An 18,570-nucleotide genomic window follows, 5' to 3' on the forward strand; every position below is an offset into this window, starting at 1 on the left:
TGGTCCGTTTATGTCACCGGGCACCTTCCCCTCAGCGGTTCTCACCGTTGAGAGGGACACGCAATGACGAGCCACATGACCGAAGTCGAGCTGGAAGACCTCCTCCGCCAGGCGCTGCACGCCACGGGTACGGGTGCGCGCTGGGCGGTCGAGGCGGACGAGATGTGGTGCCGGGTCGCGCCCTTGGCCGGGACGCGGCGCGAGCAGGGATGGAAGCTGCACCTGTCGGCCACGGCCGCCTCCGCGCCGGAGGTTCTCAGCAAGGCCCTGGGGGTGCTGCTGAGGGAGCGGTCGGGGTTCAAGTTCGCCCGGTCGCTGGAGCAGGTCAGCGCGCTCAACTCCCGTGCGACGCCCCGGGGGAGCTCGGGCAAGTTCATCACCGTCTATCCGCGTTCCGACGCGGAGGCGGCCGCGCTCGCCCAGGAGCTGCACGGGGCCACGGCGGGTCTCGCCGGACCCCGGATCCTGTCCGACCAGCCCTACGCCGTGCGCAGCCTGGTGCACTACCGCTACGGATCCTTCGTCGGCCGGCGGCGGCTGTCGGACGACGGTCTGCTGGTGTGGTTCATCGAGGACCCCGACGGCAATCCCGTCGAGGACAAGCGCACCGGCCAGTACGCACCGCCGCCCTGGGCCGAGTGTCCGTTCCCCGCCGTGGTGCCGGTGGCGCCGCGCGGCGGGGACGCGACGAGTCGTCCGGTGGTCCTCGGTGGCCGCTTCGCGGTGCGTGAGGCGATCCGGCAGACGAACAAGGGCGGTGTGTACCGGGGCAGCGATGCCCGTACGGGCGCGGGCGTGGTGATCAAGGAGGCCCGGCCGCACGTGGAGGGTAATGCCTCCGGCGGCGACGTCCGCGACTGGCTGCGGGCCGAGGCCAGGACGCTGGAGAAGCTCAAGGGCACGGGCCTGGCTCCGGAAGCCGTGGCGTTGTTCGAGCACGGCGGGCATCTGTTCCTGGCGCAGGACGAGGTGCCGGGCGTGACCCTGCGTACCTGGGTGGCCGAGCGCTTCCGCGACGTGGGGGGCGAGCAGTACCGGGCCGACGCGATGGCCCAGGTCGTGCGCCTGGTGGACCTGGTGGCGGCGGCACACGCGCGTGGACTGGTCCTTCGGGACTTCACTCCGGGCAACGTCATGGTCCGCCCGGACGGTGAACTGCGCCTCATCGACCTGGAGCTCGCCGTCCTGGAGGACGAGACGGCGCTTCCGACCCGTGTGGGGACGCCTGGTTTCAGCGCCCCGGAGCGGCTGGCCGACGCGCCCGTCCACGCGACGGCCGACTACTACAGCCTGGGGGCGACCGCCTGCTTCGTCCTGGCCGGGAAGGTGCCGAACCTCCTGCCGGAGGAGCCTGCCGGCAGGGCGGCCGAGCAGCGGCTCGCCGCGTGGCTGACGGCCTGCGCGGGGCCGCTCCGGCTGCCGGACGCCGTGGTCGAGATGATCCTCGGGCTGATGCGGGACGATCCCGCCGAGCGGTGGGACCCGTCCGCGGCCCGCGAGGCCCTGCGCAGGGCGGACGGGGCGGCGGCGCCCCGGGGCGCGGCCGGGGCGAGCGTGCGGGCGGAGGCCTGCGCCGCCGCCGGGACGAGCGGGCGGGCGGAGGCCTGTGCGGCCGCCGGCCCGGTGCGGGACGGCGGGTCACCGGACGAGACGGTGGCCGGTCTGGTGGACCACCTCGTCGAGTCGATGACCCCGGCGGACGACCGTCGTCTGTGGCCCGTGTCGACACTGGCCGGGGAGAGCGATCCCTGCACGGTGCAGCAGGGCGCGGCGGGTGTCCTGGCCGTCCTGACGCGGTACTTCACTCTCACCGGCGACGCGCGGATGCCCGGGCTGCTCTCCACGGCGGGCCACTGGATCGCGGACCACGCCGACCGCAGCTCCCCGCGCCCCGGCCTGCACTTCGGCGGCCGCGGCACCGCCTGGGCGCTGTACGACGCAGGTCGCGCCATCGACGACCGCCGGCTGACCGAGCACGCGCTGACACTGGCCCTGGCACCGCAACAGGTGACGCCCCATCACGACATCACCCACGGCACGGCGGGCAGCGGGCTCGCCGCCCTCCACCTGTGGCAGCGGACCGGGGACACGCGCTTCGCCGACCTGGCCGTCGACGCGGCCGACCGGCTGACCGCCGCCGCGCAGCGCGAGCCCGGCGGTGTGGGCTGGGCGGTGCCCGGGGAGGCCGATTCCCCCGAGGGCGGAAAACGCTACCTCGGCTTCGCCCACGGGACCGCCGGCATCGGGTGCTTCCTCCTCGCCGCCGCGGCTCTCTCGCGGCGCCCCGAACACAGGGACCTGGCGGTGGAGATCGGCGAGGACCTCGTGACCCACGCCGTACGCACCGGCGAAGCGGCCCAGTGGCCGGCTCAGTCCGGTGACGTGCCCACGGCGCCGTACTGGTGCCACGGCTCGGCCGGCATCGGTACCTTCCTCGTCCGGCTGTGGCAGGCCACGGGCGACGAACGGTTCGGAGACCTCGCCCGCCGCAGCACGCACGCCGTCAGGGAACGCGCCTCCCGCGCCGCGCTCACCCAGTGCCACGGGCTCGCGGGGAACGGCGACCTCCTCCTCGACATGGCCGACGCCACAGGAGACCCCGTCCACCGGGAGACGGCCGGGGAACTGGCCGGCCTCGTCCTGGCCGAACGGACCCATCGCCAGGGCCAGGTGGTCTTCCCCAACGAGTACGGGGACGTCTCGACGAGCTGGAGCGACGGGTCCGCAGGGATCCTCGCCTTCCTCCTGCGGATCCGCCACGGCGGCCCTCGGCACTGGACGGTCGAGCAGCCGGGCTGAGCGACGGGGCCCCGCCCCGGACCGCCTTTCCTCACCCTGTCGTGCCCCGGCCCGGTGCTGCCCTGACCGGCCGCGGCCAGGCGCTGCCCTGCCCTGGCCCGGTGCTGCCCCGGCCTGCCCTGTGTCCTGCGGACACCCCACCAAGACTCCCGGCGCTGGACCGTCCATGTGCCGGGTCGAGCGGCAGAAGAGTGCTGCCGCCACCTCACAGAAGAAGGAGAATCCCATGGAGAACCAGGACCTCGAACTGCTGGCCCGGCTCCACGCCCTTCCGGAGACCGACCCGGTCGGCGTCGACGGAGCGCCGTTCGCCGCGACGTGTGAGTGCATCGGTCTGCTGACCCTCCTCAACACCGTCTGCATCGGCATCAGCTGCGCCTAGGACCGGCAGCACCATCCGGCCGGCGGCTGTCCCGGGCAGCCGCCGGCCGGAACCCGAGCGCGAACCCGTAGACGAGGACCGGACCCCATGCGACGACACACCGGCGACGACGATCTCGCCCCGGCGGCCCTCCGGACGGCCGCACACCCGAGCCCGCACGCCGCACACCCCGTTCCCGAGCCCGCGTACGCCATCAGCACGCGCGGTCTGGTCAAGAGCTACCCGGGGCCGGAGGGCATGACCAACCACGCCGTGCGCGGCCTGGACCTGGACGTGGAGCGAGGCGAGACGTTCGCCTTCCTCGGCCCCAACGGCGCGGGGAAATCCACCACCATCGCGATGCTGTGCGCGCTCGCCCGTCCCACCTCTGGGCGGGCCACGGTGGCCGGCGCCGACGTGCTCACCCAGCCCCACGAGGTACGGCAACGGGTCGGCATGCTGTTCCAGCACAGCGCCATGGACCCGGACCTGACGGCCGAACAGAACCTCCACATCCACGCACGCCTCTACGGCCTGCCCCGCCGTCACGCCCGCCGCCGAGCCGCCGAGGTACTGGAGACGGCCGGACTGACCGACCGGCGCCGCTCCCCCGTCCGCACCCTGTCCGGCGGCATGCGGCGCCGCCTGGAGATCGCCCGGCAACTGCTGCACGCCCCCGGCATCCTGTTCCTGGACGAACCGACCACCGGACTCGATCCCCACGCCCGGGCCCAGGTCTGGGAGCATCTGCGCGCCCTGCGCGAGACGCACGGCAGCACCCTCTTCGTCACCACCCACTACCTGGACGAGGCGGAGAACTGCGATCGCATCGCCATCATCGACCGCGGCCGGCTCGTGGCCCAGGGCGCGCCTCTCGCGCTGAAGGCCGCGATCGGTGACGACCGGGTCGTCCTGCGCACCGGCGACGACCCGGCGGCACGGCAGGTCGTCCGCGGGATCGCGCCGCCCGACCGGGCCGTCACCGTCGACGAGGGCGGCATCTGCCTGCGGGTTCCCGGCGGCAGCGCCTGGATCCCGCGGTTCTGCGCGGCCCTGGAGGCCCACGGGATCGCGGTGCACGCCGCCTCCGCGACGCCGCCCACGCTCGACGACGTCTTCTTCCACCACACCGGCCGCAGCCTGGACGGCGCCTCACCGGCCCGGCCGCCCGCCGGTCCCGTGGCCCCGGCCGGGAGCAAGGCCGCGGCACAGGCGGGCGGCAGCCGATGACCACGTACACCTGGAAGTCCCCGGACACGCCGTACGGCGAGTCCACCGGCCGTCTGCGGCGTGAACTCCGCGCGGTCCACGCCCTGATCCACCGCGATCTGCTGCGCCTGGCGTGCCAGCGCACCCACACCGCGCTGATGCTGCTGCACCCCGTGCTCTATCTCTTCATCCTCGGCGGGGGGCTGGCCGCGCTCATCCCCCGGTCCTCCCTGGGCGTCGGCTACCAGGCCTATCTCTTCCCCGGCATGCTGATGATGACGGTGCAGACACCGGCCATCATGGTCGGCATCCGGCTGATCACCGACCGGGAGAGCGGCTACCTGCGGGAGCTCCTGATGGCCCCGGTCCACCGCTCCACCCTGCTCCTGGGAAGCTGTGCGGGAGGCACCCTGACCGCCGCGGTCCAGGGCGCCGTCCTGCTCGGCCTGGCGGGCGCGGCGGGCCTGCCCTACGATCCGCTCCTCCTGGTCCTGCTGCTCGCCGGAATGATCCTCGCCTCCTTCACCATCACCGCCCTGGCCCTCGCCCTGGCGGTGAGCCTGCGCAGGGCGGAGACGTTCCACACCCTGCTGGGCCTGGTGATGATGCCGCTGCTGTTCCTCTCCGGCGGCTTCTTCCCCCTCACGGCCCTGCCCGGCTGGGCCCGCACGCTGTCCGAGGCCAATCCCCTCGCCTACGCGGTCGACCTCCTGCGCCGCGTCATCGCGCTCCGGGTCCCGGAGCAGGCGGCCGCCGCCGGAGTCGAGTGGGCCGGCCACCCGCCGCCCCTGCTCCTCGAAGCGGCCCTCCTCCTGACCAGCGGCACGCTCGCCCTGCTCTGGGCGGCACACCGCTTCAACCGCCCCGAATGACCGGCCGGCGGCGGGGCGCCGACCGCGTCAGAGGCTGTCGAACCTGTTGAGCCAGCGCCGGAGCACCTGATGGGTGGTGTCGTCCAGCGTGCACAGCGCCTCGACGGCATCGAGGTCGCCCGGCTGGGGTGCGATGCCCGCCGCGGTGAGAGCGGCGTGGAGCTCCAGCCGGCGGCGGTCGGCCGGTGCCAGGCGCACGGCCAGGTCGCTCACGGGAGTGACCGCCGCGCGCGGGTCACCGTGGCCGGCCGTGATGTCCGGCGCCGCCGGCTCCTCCTCGTAGCGGTCGTCGTCGTAGACCCTGGGGAAGCGGTACGGGTCCAGGTCCACCAGGGCCGCCGGAGTCGTGGAAACAGCCTCGAACACGTTCATGAAGGCCTCCTCAGTCGTCGTGCAACCTGCACAGGACGACGGCACCGCCACCGGGAGCAGTTGCGGAGCCGGTCCACATCCACCCGGATGTCCCCTACACCATCTCGTCACAAGACAGATGACCCGATGAGTGCCGCCTCGCGGGACGGGCTCATTCCCCCGCGCTCGGGAGCCCAGGTCGATTGTCAGTGGTGGGTGAGAAGGTAGGAACATCAAGCGGAAGAGGGGGAAACTGTCTTGTCCGGATCCCAGAACTACATCAATCACGTCGCCCTTGTACTGGACGCCAGTTCGTCCATGTCTCACCTGAGCCGCAAGGTGGTCGAGGTCGCCGACCAGCAGATCTCCTATCTCGCCCGCCGGTCGAAGGAACTGGACCAGGAAACCCGCGTCACGGTGTACGTCTTCGCGGACAGGGTGGAATGCGTCATCTACGACAAGGACGTACTCCGCATGCCGTCGCTGAAGCAGCTGTACCGGGTCGGAGGAATGACCGCGCTGCTGGCGGCCACGCTGAAATCACAGCGGGAACTGGCGCAGACCGCTCAGCTCTACGGTGACCACAGTTTCCTGACGTTCGTCCTGACCGACGGCCAGGAGAACGCGAGTCACCGCTGCCCCGACGCTCCCTCCGGCAATGCGCGTGAACTGGTGGGCGCCGTGGCCGGGATGATCGGGGCGCAGGAGGACAACTGGACCCTCGCCGTCCTCGTCCCGGACCAGATGGGCAAGCGGGAGGCCATGAACTGCGGTTTCCCGAAGGAGAACATCGCCGTCTGGGACGCCACGAGCACGCAGGGTCTGGAGGAGGCCGGGCAGGTCATCCGCGAGGCCACCGAGAAGTTCATGGTGGGCCGCACGAAGGGCATCCGCGGCTCGCGGGCGGTGTTCTCCACGGGCGCGGAGGCCGTCAACAAGGACACGATCGAGGCGGCCGGTCTCACTCCGGTGGATCCGTCGAAGTACCAGCTGATCCCGGTGGCCCGTGACGCGGCGATCCGGGAATGGGTCACCGAGTCCGGGCACGCCTATCGCACGGGCTGCGCGTTCTACCAGCTGAGCAAGCCGGAGAAGATCCAGGCACGGAAGCAGATCGCGGTCCTGGAGAAGAAGACCGACCGCGTGTACACGGGGCCTCAGGCGCGGGCTCTGCTCGGTCTTCCGGATGTGGAGACGCGCGTCAAGCCCGACCACAACGACGACTTCACGATCTTCGTGCAGAGCACCAGCGTCAACCGCAAGCTCGTCTCGCAGACGCGCATTCTCCTGATGAGCTGAGGGGAGAACGACCCGGGAGCGGGGAATCGGCGAAGTCGTGAAGCGCCGTTTCCCGCTCCCGGGCATTTACGAAAGTATTCCTCAGGAGGCCCGGCCCGCATTTTCCGCGCAGCCCTCGTAAAGAGTCGATACCTTTCCTGATGCACACACCTCGGATCCGTTCCGTACCCTGGCGGCATGCGCATGCGCCCCACTCTGAGCTGGACCCCCGACGAGGACCTGCCACCGGGTACGACGGACCTGGGACCGGTCGCCGATGCGCTGGGCGCGGGTGGCGTGCTGGTGCTCACCGGCGCGGGCATCTCCACGGAATCGGGCATCCCCGACTACCGGGGCCAGGGCGGAAGCCTCAGCAGGCACACGCCCATGACGTACCAGGACTTCACCGGCAGCGCCCGGGCCCGGCGCCGGTACTGGGCGCGCAGCCACCTCGGCTGGCGCACCTTCGGCCGCGCCCGCCCCAACGCGGGGCACCGGGCCGTGGCCGCCTTCGCACGTCACGGCCTGCTCTCGGGCGTCATCACCCAGAACGTGGACGGCCTGCACCAGGCGGCCGGCAGCGACGGGGTCGTGGAACTCCACGGGAGCCTCGACCGGGTCGTCTGCCTCTCCTGCGGCACCTACAGTCCCCGCCGCGAACTCGCCCGGCGGCTCGAGGAGGCCAACCCGGGCTTCGAGCCGGTGGCCGCCGGGATCAACCCGGACGGTGACGCCGACCTGACCGACGAACAGGTCGGCGACTTCCGGGTGATGCCCTGTGCGCACTGCGGCGGCATCCTCAAGCCCGACGTGGTGTTCTTCGGCGAGGCCGTCCCGCCCCCACGGGTCGAGCACTGCCGCGCGCTGGTCGGCGAGGCGGTCTCACTGCTGGTCCTGGGCTCCTCGCTCACGGTGATGTCGGGCCTCCGGTTCGTCCGCCAGGCAGCCCAGGCCGGAACCCCGGTGCTGATCATCAACCGGGACCCGACCCGCGGCGACCGGAACGCCCTGACCCGTGTCGCCCTCCCCCTCGGGGCGGCGCTCACCGCCCTCACCGCGCGGCTCGGCATCCCCGCCGACGATCAGGAACGATCCGACTGAGGCCGTGTTCCCGGAGCGTGGCGGGGAGGCGTCATCGACCGCTGCTCGCCGCGATCCACTCGTCGAGCTGTTCCTTCGTCGTCGCCGGATCGGCCACCAGCTCGGCCAGCGTGTCGTCGGCACGGTGGAGGGTCGAGACCGCGGGGCAGCGCAGGCACGCGGCGACGCCGGTCTGGTTCCACCACTGGCACCGGGTCCGCAGGTGACACCGCGGGACGGAACCGTCCTCGCGCGCGACCGGCCGCGCCAGGACGCGCTCGACCAGCGTGCAGTCGGAGCCCCTGCGGTTCACGCAGTCGCTCGCGCAGTGCGAGGCGAAGCGCAGGATGCGGCGCGGCTCGATGCCCTCGGGGACATCGCCGAGCACCTCCGACGCCGGCACCGGGTCGGCGAGGTAGACCACGCCCCCGTCCTGCCCGGACCGTACGCCCAGGACGACGGACTCCGGCATGTGCGCCTCACCGCTGGGACACCAGGTCCGCACCGGCTCGTTTCCGCCCACGGCAGTCACCTCTCCGCCTCAGCAGGCAGCGCGGGAAGTGTGCCGCGTCGCCTGGCCGCCGGTGTTGCCGCCGATCTCGGCGGCCGCGTCCTGCCCCTCCCGTTCGGCGGCGACCCCGATGCTCTCCTTGAGCTGGGCCACCGTCGTGATCCGGTCGGACCTGGTCGGCGTGGACTCGCTCTCCGCGCCGGCGACGACGGCCACCAGGCCGGCGGCCAGCAACGCGGCGGCCCCGGCCGCGGCCGCCCTACGCGTCGGACTCTCCATGACGTACTCCTGTCTCACGGTGATCGGACGTCAGGAGCGTAGGTACGGCGGAGCTCCGGGGTCGGCACTCGGCAGCGGCAGTCGTCCGGCAGTTCCGCACCCGGTCCGTGGGTCCGCGACGGACGGACCCGCACCTCCGGCTTTGCCGTAGCGGCAACTTCGGTTGCCGTCGTCGATGGTGTGGTCGCAGCCTGTCCTCGTACCGGCAGTGATCGAGAACCGGGAGGAACCGCACGATGACGACCCACGACAGCGCACCGGTCAACAACCGCGTCCACCACGTCCGCTCGGGGGAGCTGGACGGCTTCGCCGCTCTCAGCGGCGGCACGGTCGGTTCGAGGAGGCTCTGGATGGGACGGGTGGAGAACCCGCCGCTCAGCTCGACGGACAACCACCATCACGGCGATTCGGAGGCCGGTGTCTACGTCGTCAGCGGACGCCCCGTCTTCGTCTTCCACGACGGGACCGGCGAGGTCCGCCTCGCCGCGGAACCCGGGGACTTCTTCCTCGTTCCGCCGTTCGTCCCGCACCGCGAGGAGAACCCGGACCCCCACGAGCCCGCGGTCGTCGTGATCGCCCGCACGACCCAGGAACCGATCAAGGTCCCGGTCCCCGAGCTGTACCAGCTGACGGACCACGACACCGCGTGACAGCGACGCCGCCCCAGGAGCGGGGTGGGCGGTGCGCGTCCGCCACCCAGGCGCGTCCGCCACCCGGGCAAGCCCGGGCCCGGGCGCAGGCCCTAACGTGGGCCCATGCCCGAGATGACGACACGTGTCGAACTGCGCCCGCTCACCCACTCCGACCAGGACGAGTTCTGCACGCTCGTCCGGGCCAGCGCCGAGCTGCACCAGCCGTGGATGCAACTTCCCTCCACCGCCGAGGAGTTCCAGGCCTGGATGCACCGTTTCGACGACGGCAGCAACCTGGGCTTCCTGATCCGCGTCCTGGAGACCGGCGCCGCGGCCGGCATGGTCAACATCAACTCGGTCATCCGGGGCCGCTACCAGGGCGCGTCGCTCGGCTACGCCGCCTTCGCCCCGTCCGCGGGGCACGGGTACATGACCGAAGGGATCGCCCTCACGCTGGAGCACGCCTTCACCGATCTCAGGCTCCACCGGCTGGAAGCCTGCATCCAGCCGGGGAACAAGGCGTCCCTGGCCCTGGTCCAGCGGCTGGGCTTCCGCTACGAAGGCGTCTCGCCCGCCTACCTCTACATCGACGGGGACTGGCGGGACCACGAACGCTGGGCCGTCACCGCCCCCACTCCCTGGACGCCGGACCCCTCCCTCCCCGCGGTCTGAGCCGCGCCGCCCGCAGTCCCGCGCCTCACGGGGTCAGGAACTCCGTGACCCCGCGCAGGCGGGTGGTCAGCCGGCGCCTGCTCGCGCCGCCGTCGAGGACGATGCGGAGGCCGCCCGGCAGGTCGGTGTCGGCCCGCCGGCCGCTCGCCAGCCGGGACGCGTCGAGGCCGTCCCGCCGCGCGATGAGCGTGCCCAGCTCATGGCGGGTGACGGCCTCCGTACCGGCCAGGTGCAGGACACCGGTCGTGTCCGACCGGGTGAGCTCCCAGAGCGCGGCGGCCAGATCGCACACATGGACGGGGCAGCGGACGTCGTCGGTGAACAGGACCCCGCGTCGCGTGCCCGCCACCAGGTCGCGCACCTGGCGCTCGTGCCCGGACCGGCCGTCACCGAGGATCAGGGACGTCCGCGCGACGATCGCGTCCGTGCACAGCAGCCGTACGGCGGTCTCGGCCGCGGCCTTCGCCGCCCCGTACGGGGTGACCGGGTCCGGCAGGCACGTCTCGTCGTACGCGTCACGGCGACCCGAGAACACGGCGTCGGTGGAGACGTGGACCAGCCGGATGCCGCGGTCCGCCGTGGCCCGGGCCAGGCGCATGCCGCCCTCGGCGGTGACCGCCCAGTCGGCGTCGCCGCTGCTCGCGTTGATCACCGCGCGGGGATCCACCGCGTCCAGGACCTCGTGCAGACCGGCGGGGTCACGCAGATCCAGGCGATGCCACGGCACACCGGCGACCTCGCCGGGACGTGAGTGAAAGGTGGCGGCCGTGTCCCGGCCCGCCGAACTCCCCTGGCGGGCGAGCTCGGTACCGAGATATCCGCTGCCGCCGACAATCAGGACCGTCATGCCGTCCCACGCTAGGCCCGCGGGCGCGTCCCGGGAGGCGAAACAGCTCAGGGCACATACCCCCGCGACGCCGATAGTGCGGGCACGCCCGGGTGTTGTCACCCCTGAGGGGCCTCCGTCGGGATTCGCCGCACCCCCGGCCGGCCGGCGGTCTAGCGTACGCACATGTCGTGCCGCCCGCCGCGGTCGTCCGAGGAGGAGCCCGTGTCATCGCCCTGCGACCCCCAGTACGCCCCCGCCGGTGACGTGAGCGCGGCGCTCATGCTGGTCGACTCCCGGCTCAAGGCCATCTACGACGGCCGGACGGAGGTCGATCCCGAACAGCGCAAGCTGGACGAACAGTTCACGGCGTCCTTGGGGCCCACGGGAGCCCAGGACCTCCTCGACGGCGTGTGCACGATCATCTTCATGTACATGAAGTGGCTGCGGACGGCCTGCGAGGGTCACGACAGGGACGTGATCGCCTACATCGTGCCCAACCTCGTGACCACGATGCGCGGGATGCCCCGGAGCATCCGGCCGGAGGCCGTTCCCACCATGGCCGGTCTCGTCGTCGCGGCGGGCACGGGACTCAGCCCGAGCCTGTGGCGCCGGCAGTACGGGGACTGGACCAGGGAGGAGATGAACGCCCTGGAAGCCACCGCCTTCCTCCTGGCGGAGGTCATCAACCGCATCACGGACGACCACGACTTCGCCACCCGCCTGATCACCGACGCCCTCTCCAGCGCGGAAGCCTACTGACCTTCGGTTACGGCGGCCGCGGTCCTCACGTGCGCTCCGCCATGAAGGCCGTCAGGTCGCGGAGTACACGGTCCGGGGCCTCCCAGTACGCGACATGGCCCACGCCCTCGTAGACGAGCAGGCGGGAGTCGGGGATCGCGTCGAGGATCGTCTGCTGGTCCTCGCGGGGCAGGATGGGGTCCCGGTCGCCCCAGACGACGAGGGTCGGGACGAGGATTCCCGACAGGGTGGCGCGGAGGTCGGTCTCCAGCAGACCGCGCAGGGTTTCGCGCCAGACGTGTGCCGGGGCCTTCAGGTTCTCGTCCACGACGGTCTGCAGGAAACCGCGCCCCATGGGGTTCACCGTCAGGCCTTCGCTGAAAGCCGCGGCGAGTTGCGGATCCGGTACCTTCAACTGCCGTACGGTGTCCCAGATTTCGGCTGCCTTGGGTTTGTCGGCGAGTGTGGCCGGGACGCCGAGCAGGACGAGGCCCGCCACCCGGTCCGGCCGGCGGCCCGCGACGATGCGGGCCGCCACCCCGCCGCTCGATCCGCCGACCAGGACCGCTCGTTCCATGCCGACGGTGTCCATGAACGCGACCAGGTCGTCGGCGAAGTCCTCCGGCAGGTAGCCGTCGGGCGGCTTGTCGGCGTCGCCGTGGCCGCGCTGCGTGGGGGCGTACGCGTGCAGGCCGGGCGGCATGCGGCGCAGCATCGGCTCGAACGACCACCAGGAGTCCAGGTAGCCGTGCACCAGGACCAGCGGCGTGCCCCCCGGCTCGCCCGCCTCCGCGTACGGAAGCGTGGGGCGCCCCTCCCCCAGGACGGCGGTGTGCACGGCGACGGTGGCCATCGCGGCCCTCCTCACCTCTCCTTCCTCCAGCATAGGAAGGAGAGGGGTGGGGGGACACTCGGGGCGATCTCCTGGGCCGGCCCGCCCCGGGGGCGGCTCAGCGGCTCAGGGTCGTCCGCCGGTCCAGGTGCGCCAGCTTCTCGGGGTTGCGTACGGCGTAGAGACCGGTGATGAGCCCGTCGTCGACGCGCATCGCGAGCACGGTGTCGACCGCGCCGGCCAGCAGGACGAGCAGCGCCGGGTCGCCGTTGACCTGGGCCGGCCGGAGTGCCGCCGCGCCGCCGATCCTGCCCACGACGCGTGCGACCTCGCCGGCCCCGACGACGGGCGCCAGTGCGGCCCGTACGACTCCGCCGCCGTCGGTGAGCAGGACGACGTCCGGCGCGAGGACGTCGAGCAGGCGTTGCAGGTCGCCCGTCTCGACCGCGCGGCGGAACGCCTCGACGGTGCGCCGGGTCTCCGCGGCGGAAGCGACCCCGCGCGGCCGTCGCGCGGCGACATGGGCCCGGGCCCGGTGTGCGATCTGTCGGACCGCCGCCGGGGTCTTCTCGACGGCTTCGGCGATCTCGTCGTAGGCCAGGTCGAACACCTCGCGCAGGACGAACACGGCCCGCTCGGTCGGGGTTCGGGAGGCCGGCGTCTTGTGTTCGCCCCATGGGGGGCAGCAACCGACACCACGAGTGAGGACGACACCATGGAAGCCCGTTTCCACCTGTTCGACAGCCCGACCGCCGCGAAGGTCCTCAAGCGCTTCTCCACCGCCTCCCTGGCCCTGGAGGAGTCGACGCTCCCGACGTCCCTGCGGGAGCTGGTCCAGCTGCGGGTCGGCCAGATCAACGGCTGCGGATTCTGCGTGGACGCGCACGCCAAGGAGGCCGCGGCCGCGGGTGAGAGCGCCGTCCGGCTCAGCCTGGTCGCGACCTGGCGGCACAGCACCGTGTTCACCGACGCGGAGCGGGCCGCGCTGGCGCTCGCCGAGGAAGGCACCCGTCTCGGGGACCACGGCGTGTCCGACGAGACCTGGGCCGAGGTGCGCAAGCACTACGACGACGACGAGATCGGTGCCCTGGTCTGCACGGTCTCCCTGATCAACGCGGCCACCCGGATGAACGTGATCGTGCACAACCCGGGCGGGTCGTACGAGCCGGGGATGTTCGCCCGCATGTCCGGCTGACCGGCCGTCCGGCGGCAGAAGCTCCGGCCCGTCCCGGGAGAGCGGTCCCGCGACGGGCCGGTGTCGGGTGCCGTGCCGGTACGGCTCCGGATCAGCCGCCGGTCCCGCCCTCCGGCGGACCCGCGGTCCTGGCCGCCGTTCTGGCACGGACGTGGCGGCGCAGGCCGTCCAGGGTCACGTCCTCCAGGCTGTCCGCGAAGATCCGTTCCGGGCCCGGAGGCACCGGCAGGAGCGACGGGACGACCAGGACGGCGCAGCCGGCGGCGTCGGCCGAGGCGGCACCGTCCGGCGAGTCCTCGACGGCCACGCACGCCGCGGCGGGGACGCCGAGCCGTTCGGCGGCCGTGCGGTACGGGTCGGGGTGCGGCTTGGTGCGTACGGTGTCGTCGGCGGAGAGCGTGAGGGCGAAGGGGACGTGGGCGAGCGCGCCGCCGACCACCGAGTCGACCACCGAGCGCGGTGACGCGCTGACCAGCGCGAACGGCAGGCCCGCCCGCTCCAGCTCGGCCAGGAGCCGGTCCGCTCCCGGGCGCATCGGCGCGCCCTCGTCGACGCGCTTCTGGAAGGCGGTGGTCAGCGCCGTCGCGATGCCGTCCGGGTCGGGCGCGCCGGTGGCGCGGACCAGGTGTGCGGCGGTGTCCTCGACGGCGCGTCCGACGACCTCGGGCGCGTCGGTGTCCGTGAGCCGGTGGCCCAGCCGGGCGGCGACCTCCTCCGTGGCCTGCCACCAGAGGACCTCGGTGTCGACGAGGGTGCCGTCCATGTCGAAGAGGACGGCGGCGAGTCCGCTCACCGCTCCGCCCTCGGGACGACGAGGACGGGGTGCGGGGCGAGGCCGACGGTGGCTCGGGTGCCCGGAGTCAGGTCGCCCGCGTCGCGTGACGGGAGGTCCGCCTTGACCGTCGTACCGCGGTGGTCGAGGTGGACGCGGGTGACGGAGCCGAAGAAGGAGGTGGAGGCGATGACGGCCTCGCCGTCGGGGTCGGCGGTCACGGTGACGTTCTCGGGGCGGACGAGCACCTCGACCTCGCGGGTGCCGGGGGCGTCCCCGTCGACGGGGAGGCGGCTGCCCGCCACCTCCACGAGTCCGGAGTCCGTGAGGCTGCCCGGCAGGCGGTTCATGGTGCCGACGAACTCGGCGACGAAGGCGGTGGCCGGCCTGCGGTACAGCTCGGCCGGGGAGGCGCACTGCTCCAGCTTCCCGGCGTTGAGGACGGCGACGCGGTCCGCCATGGACAGCGCCTCCTCCTGGTCGTGGGTGACGAACACGGTGGTGATGCCGAGGGAGAGCTGGAGCCGCCGGATCTCCTCGCGCAGGCTGAGCCGGACCTTGGCGTCGAGCGCGGACAGGGGTTCGTCGAGGAGGAGGACGCGGGGGCGCAGGGCGAGGGCCCGGGCCAGGGCCACGCGCTGCTGCTGGCCGCCGGACATCTGGTGCGGGTAGCGGTCGCCGTGCTCGGGCAGGCCGACCAGGCCGAGGAGTTCGGAGGCGCGGGCGCGGCGTTCGGCCGCTCCGACCTTGCGCACGCGGAGGCCGAAGGCGACGTTGTCGCGGGCGGTGAGGTTGGGGAAGAGGCTGTACGACTGGAAGACCATGCCGGCGTCGCGGCGGTTGGCCGGCACGTGGGTGATGTCCGTCCCGTCCACCCGTACCTCTCCGGCGTCGGGGCGCTCGAAGCCGGCGAGGACCCTCAGTGCGGTGGTCTTGCCGCAGCCCGACGGGCCGAGGAGCGCGAGGAGTTCGCCCGGCTCGACGGTGAGGTCGAGGCCGTCGAGTGCGACGGTGGTGCCGAACGCGCGGCGCAGGCCGCGGAATTCGACGCGGGCCCCGGTGGCGGCGGTGGACTCCGTCCGTTCCGCTGTGGCTGAGGTCATGGGTCAGGACTCCTTGCGGGAGGTGCGGGGGGCTCCGGGTGTGCCGGCCTGTGCCGTTCCGGCGCGGGACAGGACGAGGAGCAGCAGCCAGGTGATGAGGAGGCTCAGGAGGGAGACGGCCACCGACATGCGGGCCTGGGCGCCGGAGATGGAGACGATCCAGACGGCGAAGGGCCGGAATCCGAGGATCGAGGCGAGGGTGAACTCGCCGAGGACGAGGGCCAGGGTGAGGAACGCGGCGCCGGCGAGCGAGGAGCGCAGGTTGGGCAGGATCACCCGGAGCATGACGTGGGCCCAGGACGCGCCGCAGTCGCGGGCGGCTTCGACGAGGGTCGGGACGTCGACGGCGCGCAGGCCCGCGTCGAGGGAGCGGTACACGAACGGCAGGGCCATGACGGTGTACGCGAGGACCAGGACGAAGGGGAAGTCCTCGTTCTGGACCGCGAGGAAGGTCTGGTAGAGCGGGGTCCGGGACAGGTGGTCCGGGCCCCAGCGCAGTACGGTGCTGATGCCGGTGACGAGCGCGATCGGCGGAACCACCAGCGGCAGCATGCACATCACCTCGACCACCGGCCGCAGGCGCGGCGCGCCGAGCCGGACCGCCACCAGGGCGGGCACCGCGAGCAGCAGGGCGAGCGCGATGGTGGCGGCGGCGAGGCCGAGGGACAGCAGCAGGCTCTCGGTGAACCCGTCGGCGGAGAGCAGCGCGGTGTACGCCTCGAAGGAGACGCCCTGGCCGGGGGTGTGCACGGTGAACACGAACGAGGCGATCAGCGGGACGAGGAAGTAGGCGCCGCCGAGGCCGAGGACGAGTCCGCGCCACAGGCGGGGGCGGCGCCGGGTCCGTACGGGGGCGGCGGGCCGGGCCGCCGCCCGCGCCCCGGGCTCCGGGGTGACGTCCGGGGCGGTGGGGGTCATCGCAGCCATCGGGCGCTCCTGCGCTGGAGGGGGAGGTGGACCGCCATGACCAGGCCCGCGATCAGGATCATGTCGAGGCCGAGGGCGAGGGCGACGTTCTCCTGGCCGACGAGGACGTTGCCGGAGAGGGCGTCCGCGATCTTCAGGGTGACGAGGGGTACGGAGCCGCCGACGAGGGCCGCCGCGGTCGCGTGGGCGGCGAAGGCGCTGCCGAAGAGCAGCACGAACCCGCCGAGCAGCGAGGGCGCGAGGACCGGGATGCCGACGTGGCGCCAGTACTGCCAGCCGCCGGCGCCGGCGTTCTGCGCGGCCTCCCGCCACTGGGGGCGCAGGCCGTCGAGGGCGGGCAGGATCACCAGGACCATGAGGGGGATGAGGAAGTACAGGTAGACGACGGTCAGGCCGCCGAAGGAGTACAGGTTCCAGCCGAGGCTGGTCAGGTCGGCGAGCTGGGTGACCACGCCGGAGATGCCGACGGTCGCGATGAACGCGAACGCGAGGGGGACGCCGCCGAAGTTGGCGAGGACTCCGGAGGCGGTGAGGACGGCGCTGCGCAGGGCCCGGGACCGGGAGGTGACGACGGCCTGGGCGATGAGGACACCGAGGACCGAGCCGATCAGGGCGGTGAGCGCGGAGAGTTGCAGGCTGCCGAGGAGCGATCCGAGGTAGGGGCCCTGGAGCGAGCGGCCGAGGTGCTCGCCGGTCAGGGCGGTGGCGCCGGTGGCCGGGTCGGTGCGGGTCACGGCGCCGAACAGGAGGGCGCCGAGGGGCAGTCCGAAGGAGAGGCCGGTGAAGGCGATCAGGGGGAGGGCGGCGAGCCAGGTGTGCGGGCCGCGCCGGCGGCGGCTGGTGCCGCCGGCGGTTCCCTCGGTGGGGGTGGCTGAGGACATCAGGAGAGGGCCTTGTCCCACTTCTCGGCGAGGGTGGCCTTGGCCTTGTCGAGCTCGGCGGAGGCCGGGAAGGCGGGGGTGCCCTCGACCTGGGGGAGCTTGGCCAGGAGGGTCTTGTCGGCGCTGCCGTCGGCGGTCATGGCCGGCAGCAGGACGGGGCGGGCGTATCCCTTGAGCCAGAGGTTCTGGCCCTCGGCGCTGTAGAGGAACTCCATCCAGAGGCGCGCCGCGGCGGGGTGCGGGGCGTCCTTGTTGACGGCCTGGGAGTAGAACTGCGCGTACACGCCGTCCGTGGGAACGGCGACCTGCCAGTCGACGCCCTTGCCCTTGAACTGGTCGGCGTAGCCGGCGTTGAGGTAGTCCCAGTCGATGCTGATGGGCGTCTCGCCCTTCTCGACCGTGGCGGGGGTGGACTCGACGGGGATGAAGTTGCCGTTCTTCTTCAGGGTGCCGAAGAAGTCGATGCCGGGCTGGATGTCCGCGAAGGAGCCCTTGTTGGCGAGGGCGGCCGCGTACACGCCGCCGAAGGCGGAGCCGGACTTGGTCGGGTTGCCGTTGAGGGCGACCTTGCCCTTGTACTCGGGCTTGAGGAGGTCCGCGAAGGTCTTCGGGCAGTTCGGGATCCGCTTGGCGTCGCAGCCGATGGAGACGTAGCCGCCGTAGTCGTTGTACCAGCGGCCGGCCTCGTCCTTCTGGGCCGCGGGGATCTTGTCCCAGGCCTCGACCTTGTACGGGGCGAACAGGCCCTCCTCGGCGCCGCTGCGGGCGAAGGCGATGCCCAGGTCGAGGACGTCGGGCGCGCGCTTCTGGCCCTTGCGGGACTTGACGGCGGCGATCTCGTCGGCGCTGGCGGCGTCCGGGTTCTCGCTCTCGACCTTGATCCCGTACTTCGTCTCGAACGTCTTGATCAGCTCGCCGTAGTTGGCCCAGTCCGGCGGCAGCGCGATGACGTGGAGCGCGCCTTCCTGCTTGGCCGCCTTGACGAGGGCGTCCATGCCTCCGAAGTCCTTGGCCGATGCCGCGGTGGCCGACTTCGCACCCTCGCCCGTGGCGCCGGCCGCGCCCTCGGGAGCGGCACCACAGGCGGTGACGGTGGTCAGGACGACGGCGCCGAGCAGGACTGCGGCGCCGCGGACGGGGGTTCTACGCACGGGTTCTCCCAGAAGCGAGTGAAGGAACTTGTCTGAACAAGCCGCCCCTAGTTCGCCCGCGCCTCCTGTCCGGAAGATGAACGGGACATGGCTGGTTT

General features: G+C 72.5%; 20 protein-coding genes and 1 pseudogene. 10 read left to right on the forward strand and 11 right to left on the reverse strand.

The annotated features are described in order from the left end of the window. The first annotated feature begins 63 nt into the window (after positions 1-63). The 4 genes from lanL (at position 64) to IE237_RS09430 (ending at position 5,241) form a co-directional block, all read left to right on the forward strand. Entirely contained in the window at positions 64-2,799 is a 2,736-nt protein-coding gene (gene lanL / locus IE237_RS09415; protein ID WP_189801339.1) for a class IV lanthionine synthetase LanL, read from the forward strand. Between the two features lie 226 nt (positions 2,800-3,025). Then, complete coding sequence (locus tag IE237_RS09420) at positions 3,026-3,181, forward strand: VenA family class IV lanthipeptide (RefSeq protein ID WP_189801340.1); 156 nt, start codon at positions 3,026-3,028, stop codon at positions 3,179-3,181. A gap of 87 nt (positions 3,182-3,268) precedes the next feature. Next, positions 3,269-4,390, forward strand: coding sequence for an ATP-binding cassette domain-containing protein (locus IE237_RS09425; RefSeq protein ID WP_189801341.1), 1,122 nt, complete (start codon positions 3,269-3,271; stop codon positions 4,388-4,390). Beyond that, a complete protein-coding gene (locus IE237_RS09430; protein WP_189801342.1) occupies positions 4,387-5,241 on the forward strand; it encodes an ABC transporter permease in 855 nt (284 codons plus the stop codon). The genes IE237_RS09425 and IE237_RS09430 overlap by 4 nt, the downstream gene beginning before the upstream one ends. A 27-nt stretch (positions 5,242-5,268) precedes the next feature. Here IE237_RS09430 and IE237_RS09435 read toward each other — a convergent pair whose 3' ends face one another. Further along, complete coding sequence (locus IE237_RS09435; RefSeq protein WP_189801343.1) at positions 5,269-5,613, reverse strand: hypothetical protein; 345 nt, start codon at positions 5,611-5,613, stop codon at positions 5,269-5,271. 237 nt (positions 5,614-5,850) lie between these two features. Here IE237_RS09435 and IE237_RS09440 point away from each other — a divergent pair, with 237 nt between their 5' ends. Further along, on the forward strand, positions 5,851-6,891 hold the full coding sequence (locus IE237_RS09440) for a vWA domain-containing protein (RefSeq protein WP_189801344.1): 1,041 nt from the start codon (positions 5,851-5,853) through the stop codon (positions 6,889-6,891). A gap of 177 nt (positions 6,892-7,068) precedes the next feature. Beyond that, entirely contained in the window at positions 7,069-7,971 is a 903-nt protein-coding gene (locus IE237_RS09445; RefSeq protein ID WP_189801345.1) for an NAD-dependent protein deacetylase, read from the forward strand. Positions 7,972-8,002: 31 nt separating this feature from the next. On the opposite strand, the gene IE237_RS09450 is transcribed toward IE237_RS09445, so the two are convergent. Together IE237_RS09450 and IE237_RS09455 are read right to left on the reverse strand one after the other, a co-directional pair. Beyond that, positions 8,003-8,473 (reverse strand): hypothetical protein, encoded by a 471-nt coding sequence (locus IE237_RS09450; protein WP_229842480.1) that lies wholly within the window; start codon positions 8,471-8,473, stop codon positions 8,003-8,005. A gap of 18 nt (positions 8,474-8,491) precedes the next feature. Further along, on the reverse strand, positions 8,492-8,740 hold the full coding sequence (locus IE237_RS09455; RefSeq protein ID WP_189801346.1) for a hypothetical protein: 249 nt from the start codon (positions 8,738-8,740) through the stop codon (positions 8,492-8,494). Positions 8,741-8,976: 236 nt separating this feature from the next. On the opposite strand from IE237_RS09455, the gene IE237_RS09460 reads away from it, so the two are divergent. Continuing rightward, positions 8,977-9,390, forward strand: coding sequence for a cupin domain-containing protein (locus IE237_RS09460; protein ID WP_189801347.1), 414 nt, complete (start codon positions 8,977-8,979; stop codon positions 9,388-9,390). A 105-nt stretch (positions 9,391-9,495) separates the two neighbouring features. Then, positions 9,496-10,044 carry a GNAT family N-acetyltransferase gene (locus IE237_RS09465; RefSeq protein ID WP_189801348.1) on the forward strand — a complete coding sequence of 183 codons (549 nt, stop codon included), beginning with the start codon at positions 9,496-9,498 and terminating at the stop codon, positions 10,042-10,044. A 25-nt stretch (positions 10,045-10,069) separates the two neighbouring features. Here the strand turns inward: IE237_RS09465 and IE237_RS09470 are convergent, their stop codons facing one another. Next, positions 10,070-10,891, reverse strand: coding sequence for an SDR family oxidoreductase (locus IE237_RS09470; RefSeq protein WP_189801349.1), 822 nt, complete (start codon positions 10,889-10,891; stop codon positions 10,070-10,072). Positions 10,892-11,095: 204 nt separating this feature from the next. On the opposite strand from IE237_RS09470, the gene IE237_RS09475 reads away from it, so the two are divergent. Beyond that, positions 11,096-11,632: a hypothetical protein gene (locus IE237_RS09475; protein WP_189801350.1), complete on the forward strand. Its 537-nt coding sequence runs from the start codon at positions 11,096-11,098 to the stop codon at positions 11,630-11,632. Between the two features lie 25 nt (positions 11,633-11,657). On the opposite strand, the gene IE237_RS09480 is transcribed toward IE237_RS09475, so the two are convergent. Together IE237_RS09480 and IE237_RS09485 are read right to left on the reverse strand one after the other, a co-directional pair. Next, positions 11,658-12,464, reverse strand: coding sequence for an alpha/beta fold hydrolase (locus IE237_RS09480; protein ID WP_189801351.1), 807 nt, complete (start codon positions 12,462-12,464; stop codon positions 11,658-11,660). A 97-nt stretch (positions 12,465-12,561) separates the two neighbouring features. Next, positions 12,562-13,086: pseudogene (locus IE237_RS09485) on the reverse strand (sigma factor-like helix-turn-helix DNA-binding protein); the annotation flags it as partial. Positions 13,087-13,158: 72 nt separating this feature from the next. Here IE237_RS09485 and IE237_RS09490 point away from each other — a divergent pair. Beyond that, positions 13,159-13,638 carry a carboxymuconolactone decarboxylase family protein gene (locus tag IE237_RS09490; RefSeq protein ID WP_189801352.1) on the forward strand — a complete coding sequence of 160 codons (480 nt, stop codon included), beginning with the start codon at positions 13,159-13,161 and terminating at the stop codon, positions 13,636-13,638. A gap of 91 nt (positions 13,639-13,729) precedes the next feature. On the opposite strand, the gene IE237_RS09495 is transcribed toward IE237_RS09490, so the two are convergent. Genes IE237_RS09495 through IE237_RS09515 form a run of 5 tightly spaced genes read right to left on the reverse strand, consistent with a single transcriptional unit; the run spans position 13,730 to position 18,439 of the window. Then, positions 13,730-14,431 carry an HAD family hydrolase gene (locus IE237_RS09495; RefSeq protein ID WP_370468157.1) on the reverse strand — a complete coding sequence of 234 codons (702 nt, stop codon included), beginning with the start codon at positions 14,429-14,431 and terminating at the stop codon, positions 13,730-13,732. Further along, positions 14,428-15,513, reverse strand: coding sequence for an ABC transporter ATP-binding protein (locus IE237_RS09500; RefSeq protein WP_189801353.1), 1,086 nt, complete (start codon positions 15,511-15,513; stop codon positions 14,428-14,430). Before IE237_RS09500 ends, IE237_RS09495 begins: the two co-directional genes overlap by 4 nt. A 3-nt stretch (positions 15,514-15,516) precedes the next feature. Then, positions 15,517-16,440, reverse strand: coding sequence for an ABC transporter permease (locus tag IE237_RS09505; RefSeq protein WP_189801354.1), 924 nt, complete (start codon positions 16,438-16,440; stop codon positions 15,517-15,519). Further along, complete coding sequence (locus tag IE237_RS09510) at positions 16,428-17,321, reverse strand: ABC transporter permease (RefSeq protein ID WP_189801355.1); 894 nt, start codon at positions 17,319-17,321, stop codon at positions 16,428-16,430. The genes IE237_RS09505 and IE237_RS09510 overlap by 13 nt, the downstream gene beginning before the upstream one ends. Next, positions 17,321-18,439: an ABC transporter substrate-binding protein gene (locus IE237_RS09515; RefSeq protein WP_189801637.1), complete on the reverse strand. Its 1,119-nt coding sequence runs from the start codon at positions 18,437-18,439 to the stop codon at positions 17,321-17,323. Before IE237_RS09515 ends, IE237_RS09510 begins: the two co-directional genes overlap by 1 nt. Positions 18,440-18,570 lie beyond the last annotated feature (131 nt).

Source organism: Streptomyces tanashiensis (assembly GCF_014648895.1).
Classification (GTDB): domain Bacteria; phylum Actinomycetota; class Actinomycetes; order Streptomycetales; family Streptomycetaceae; genus Streptomyces; species Streptomyces tanashiensis.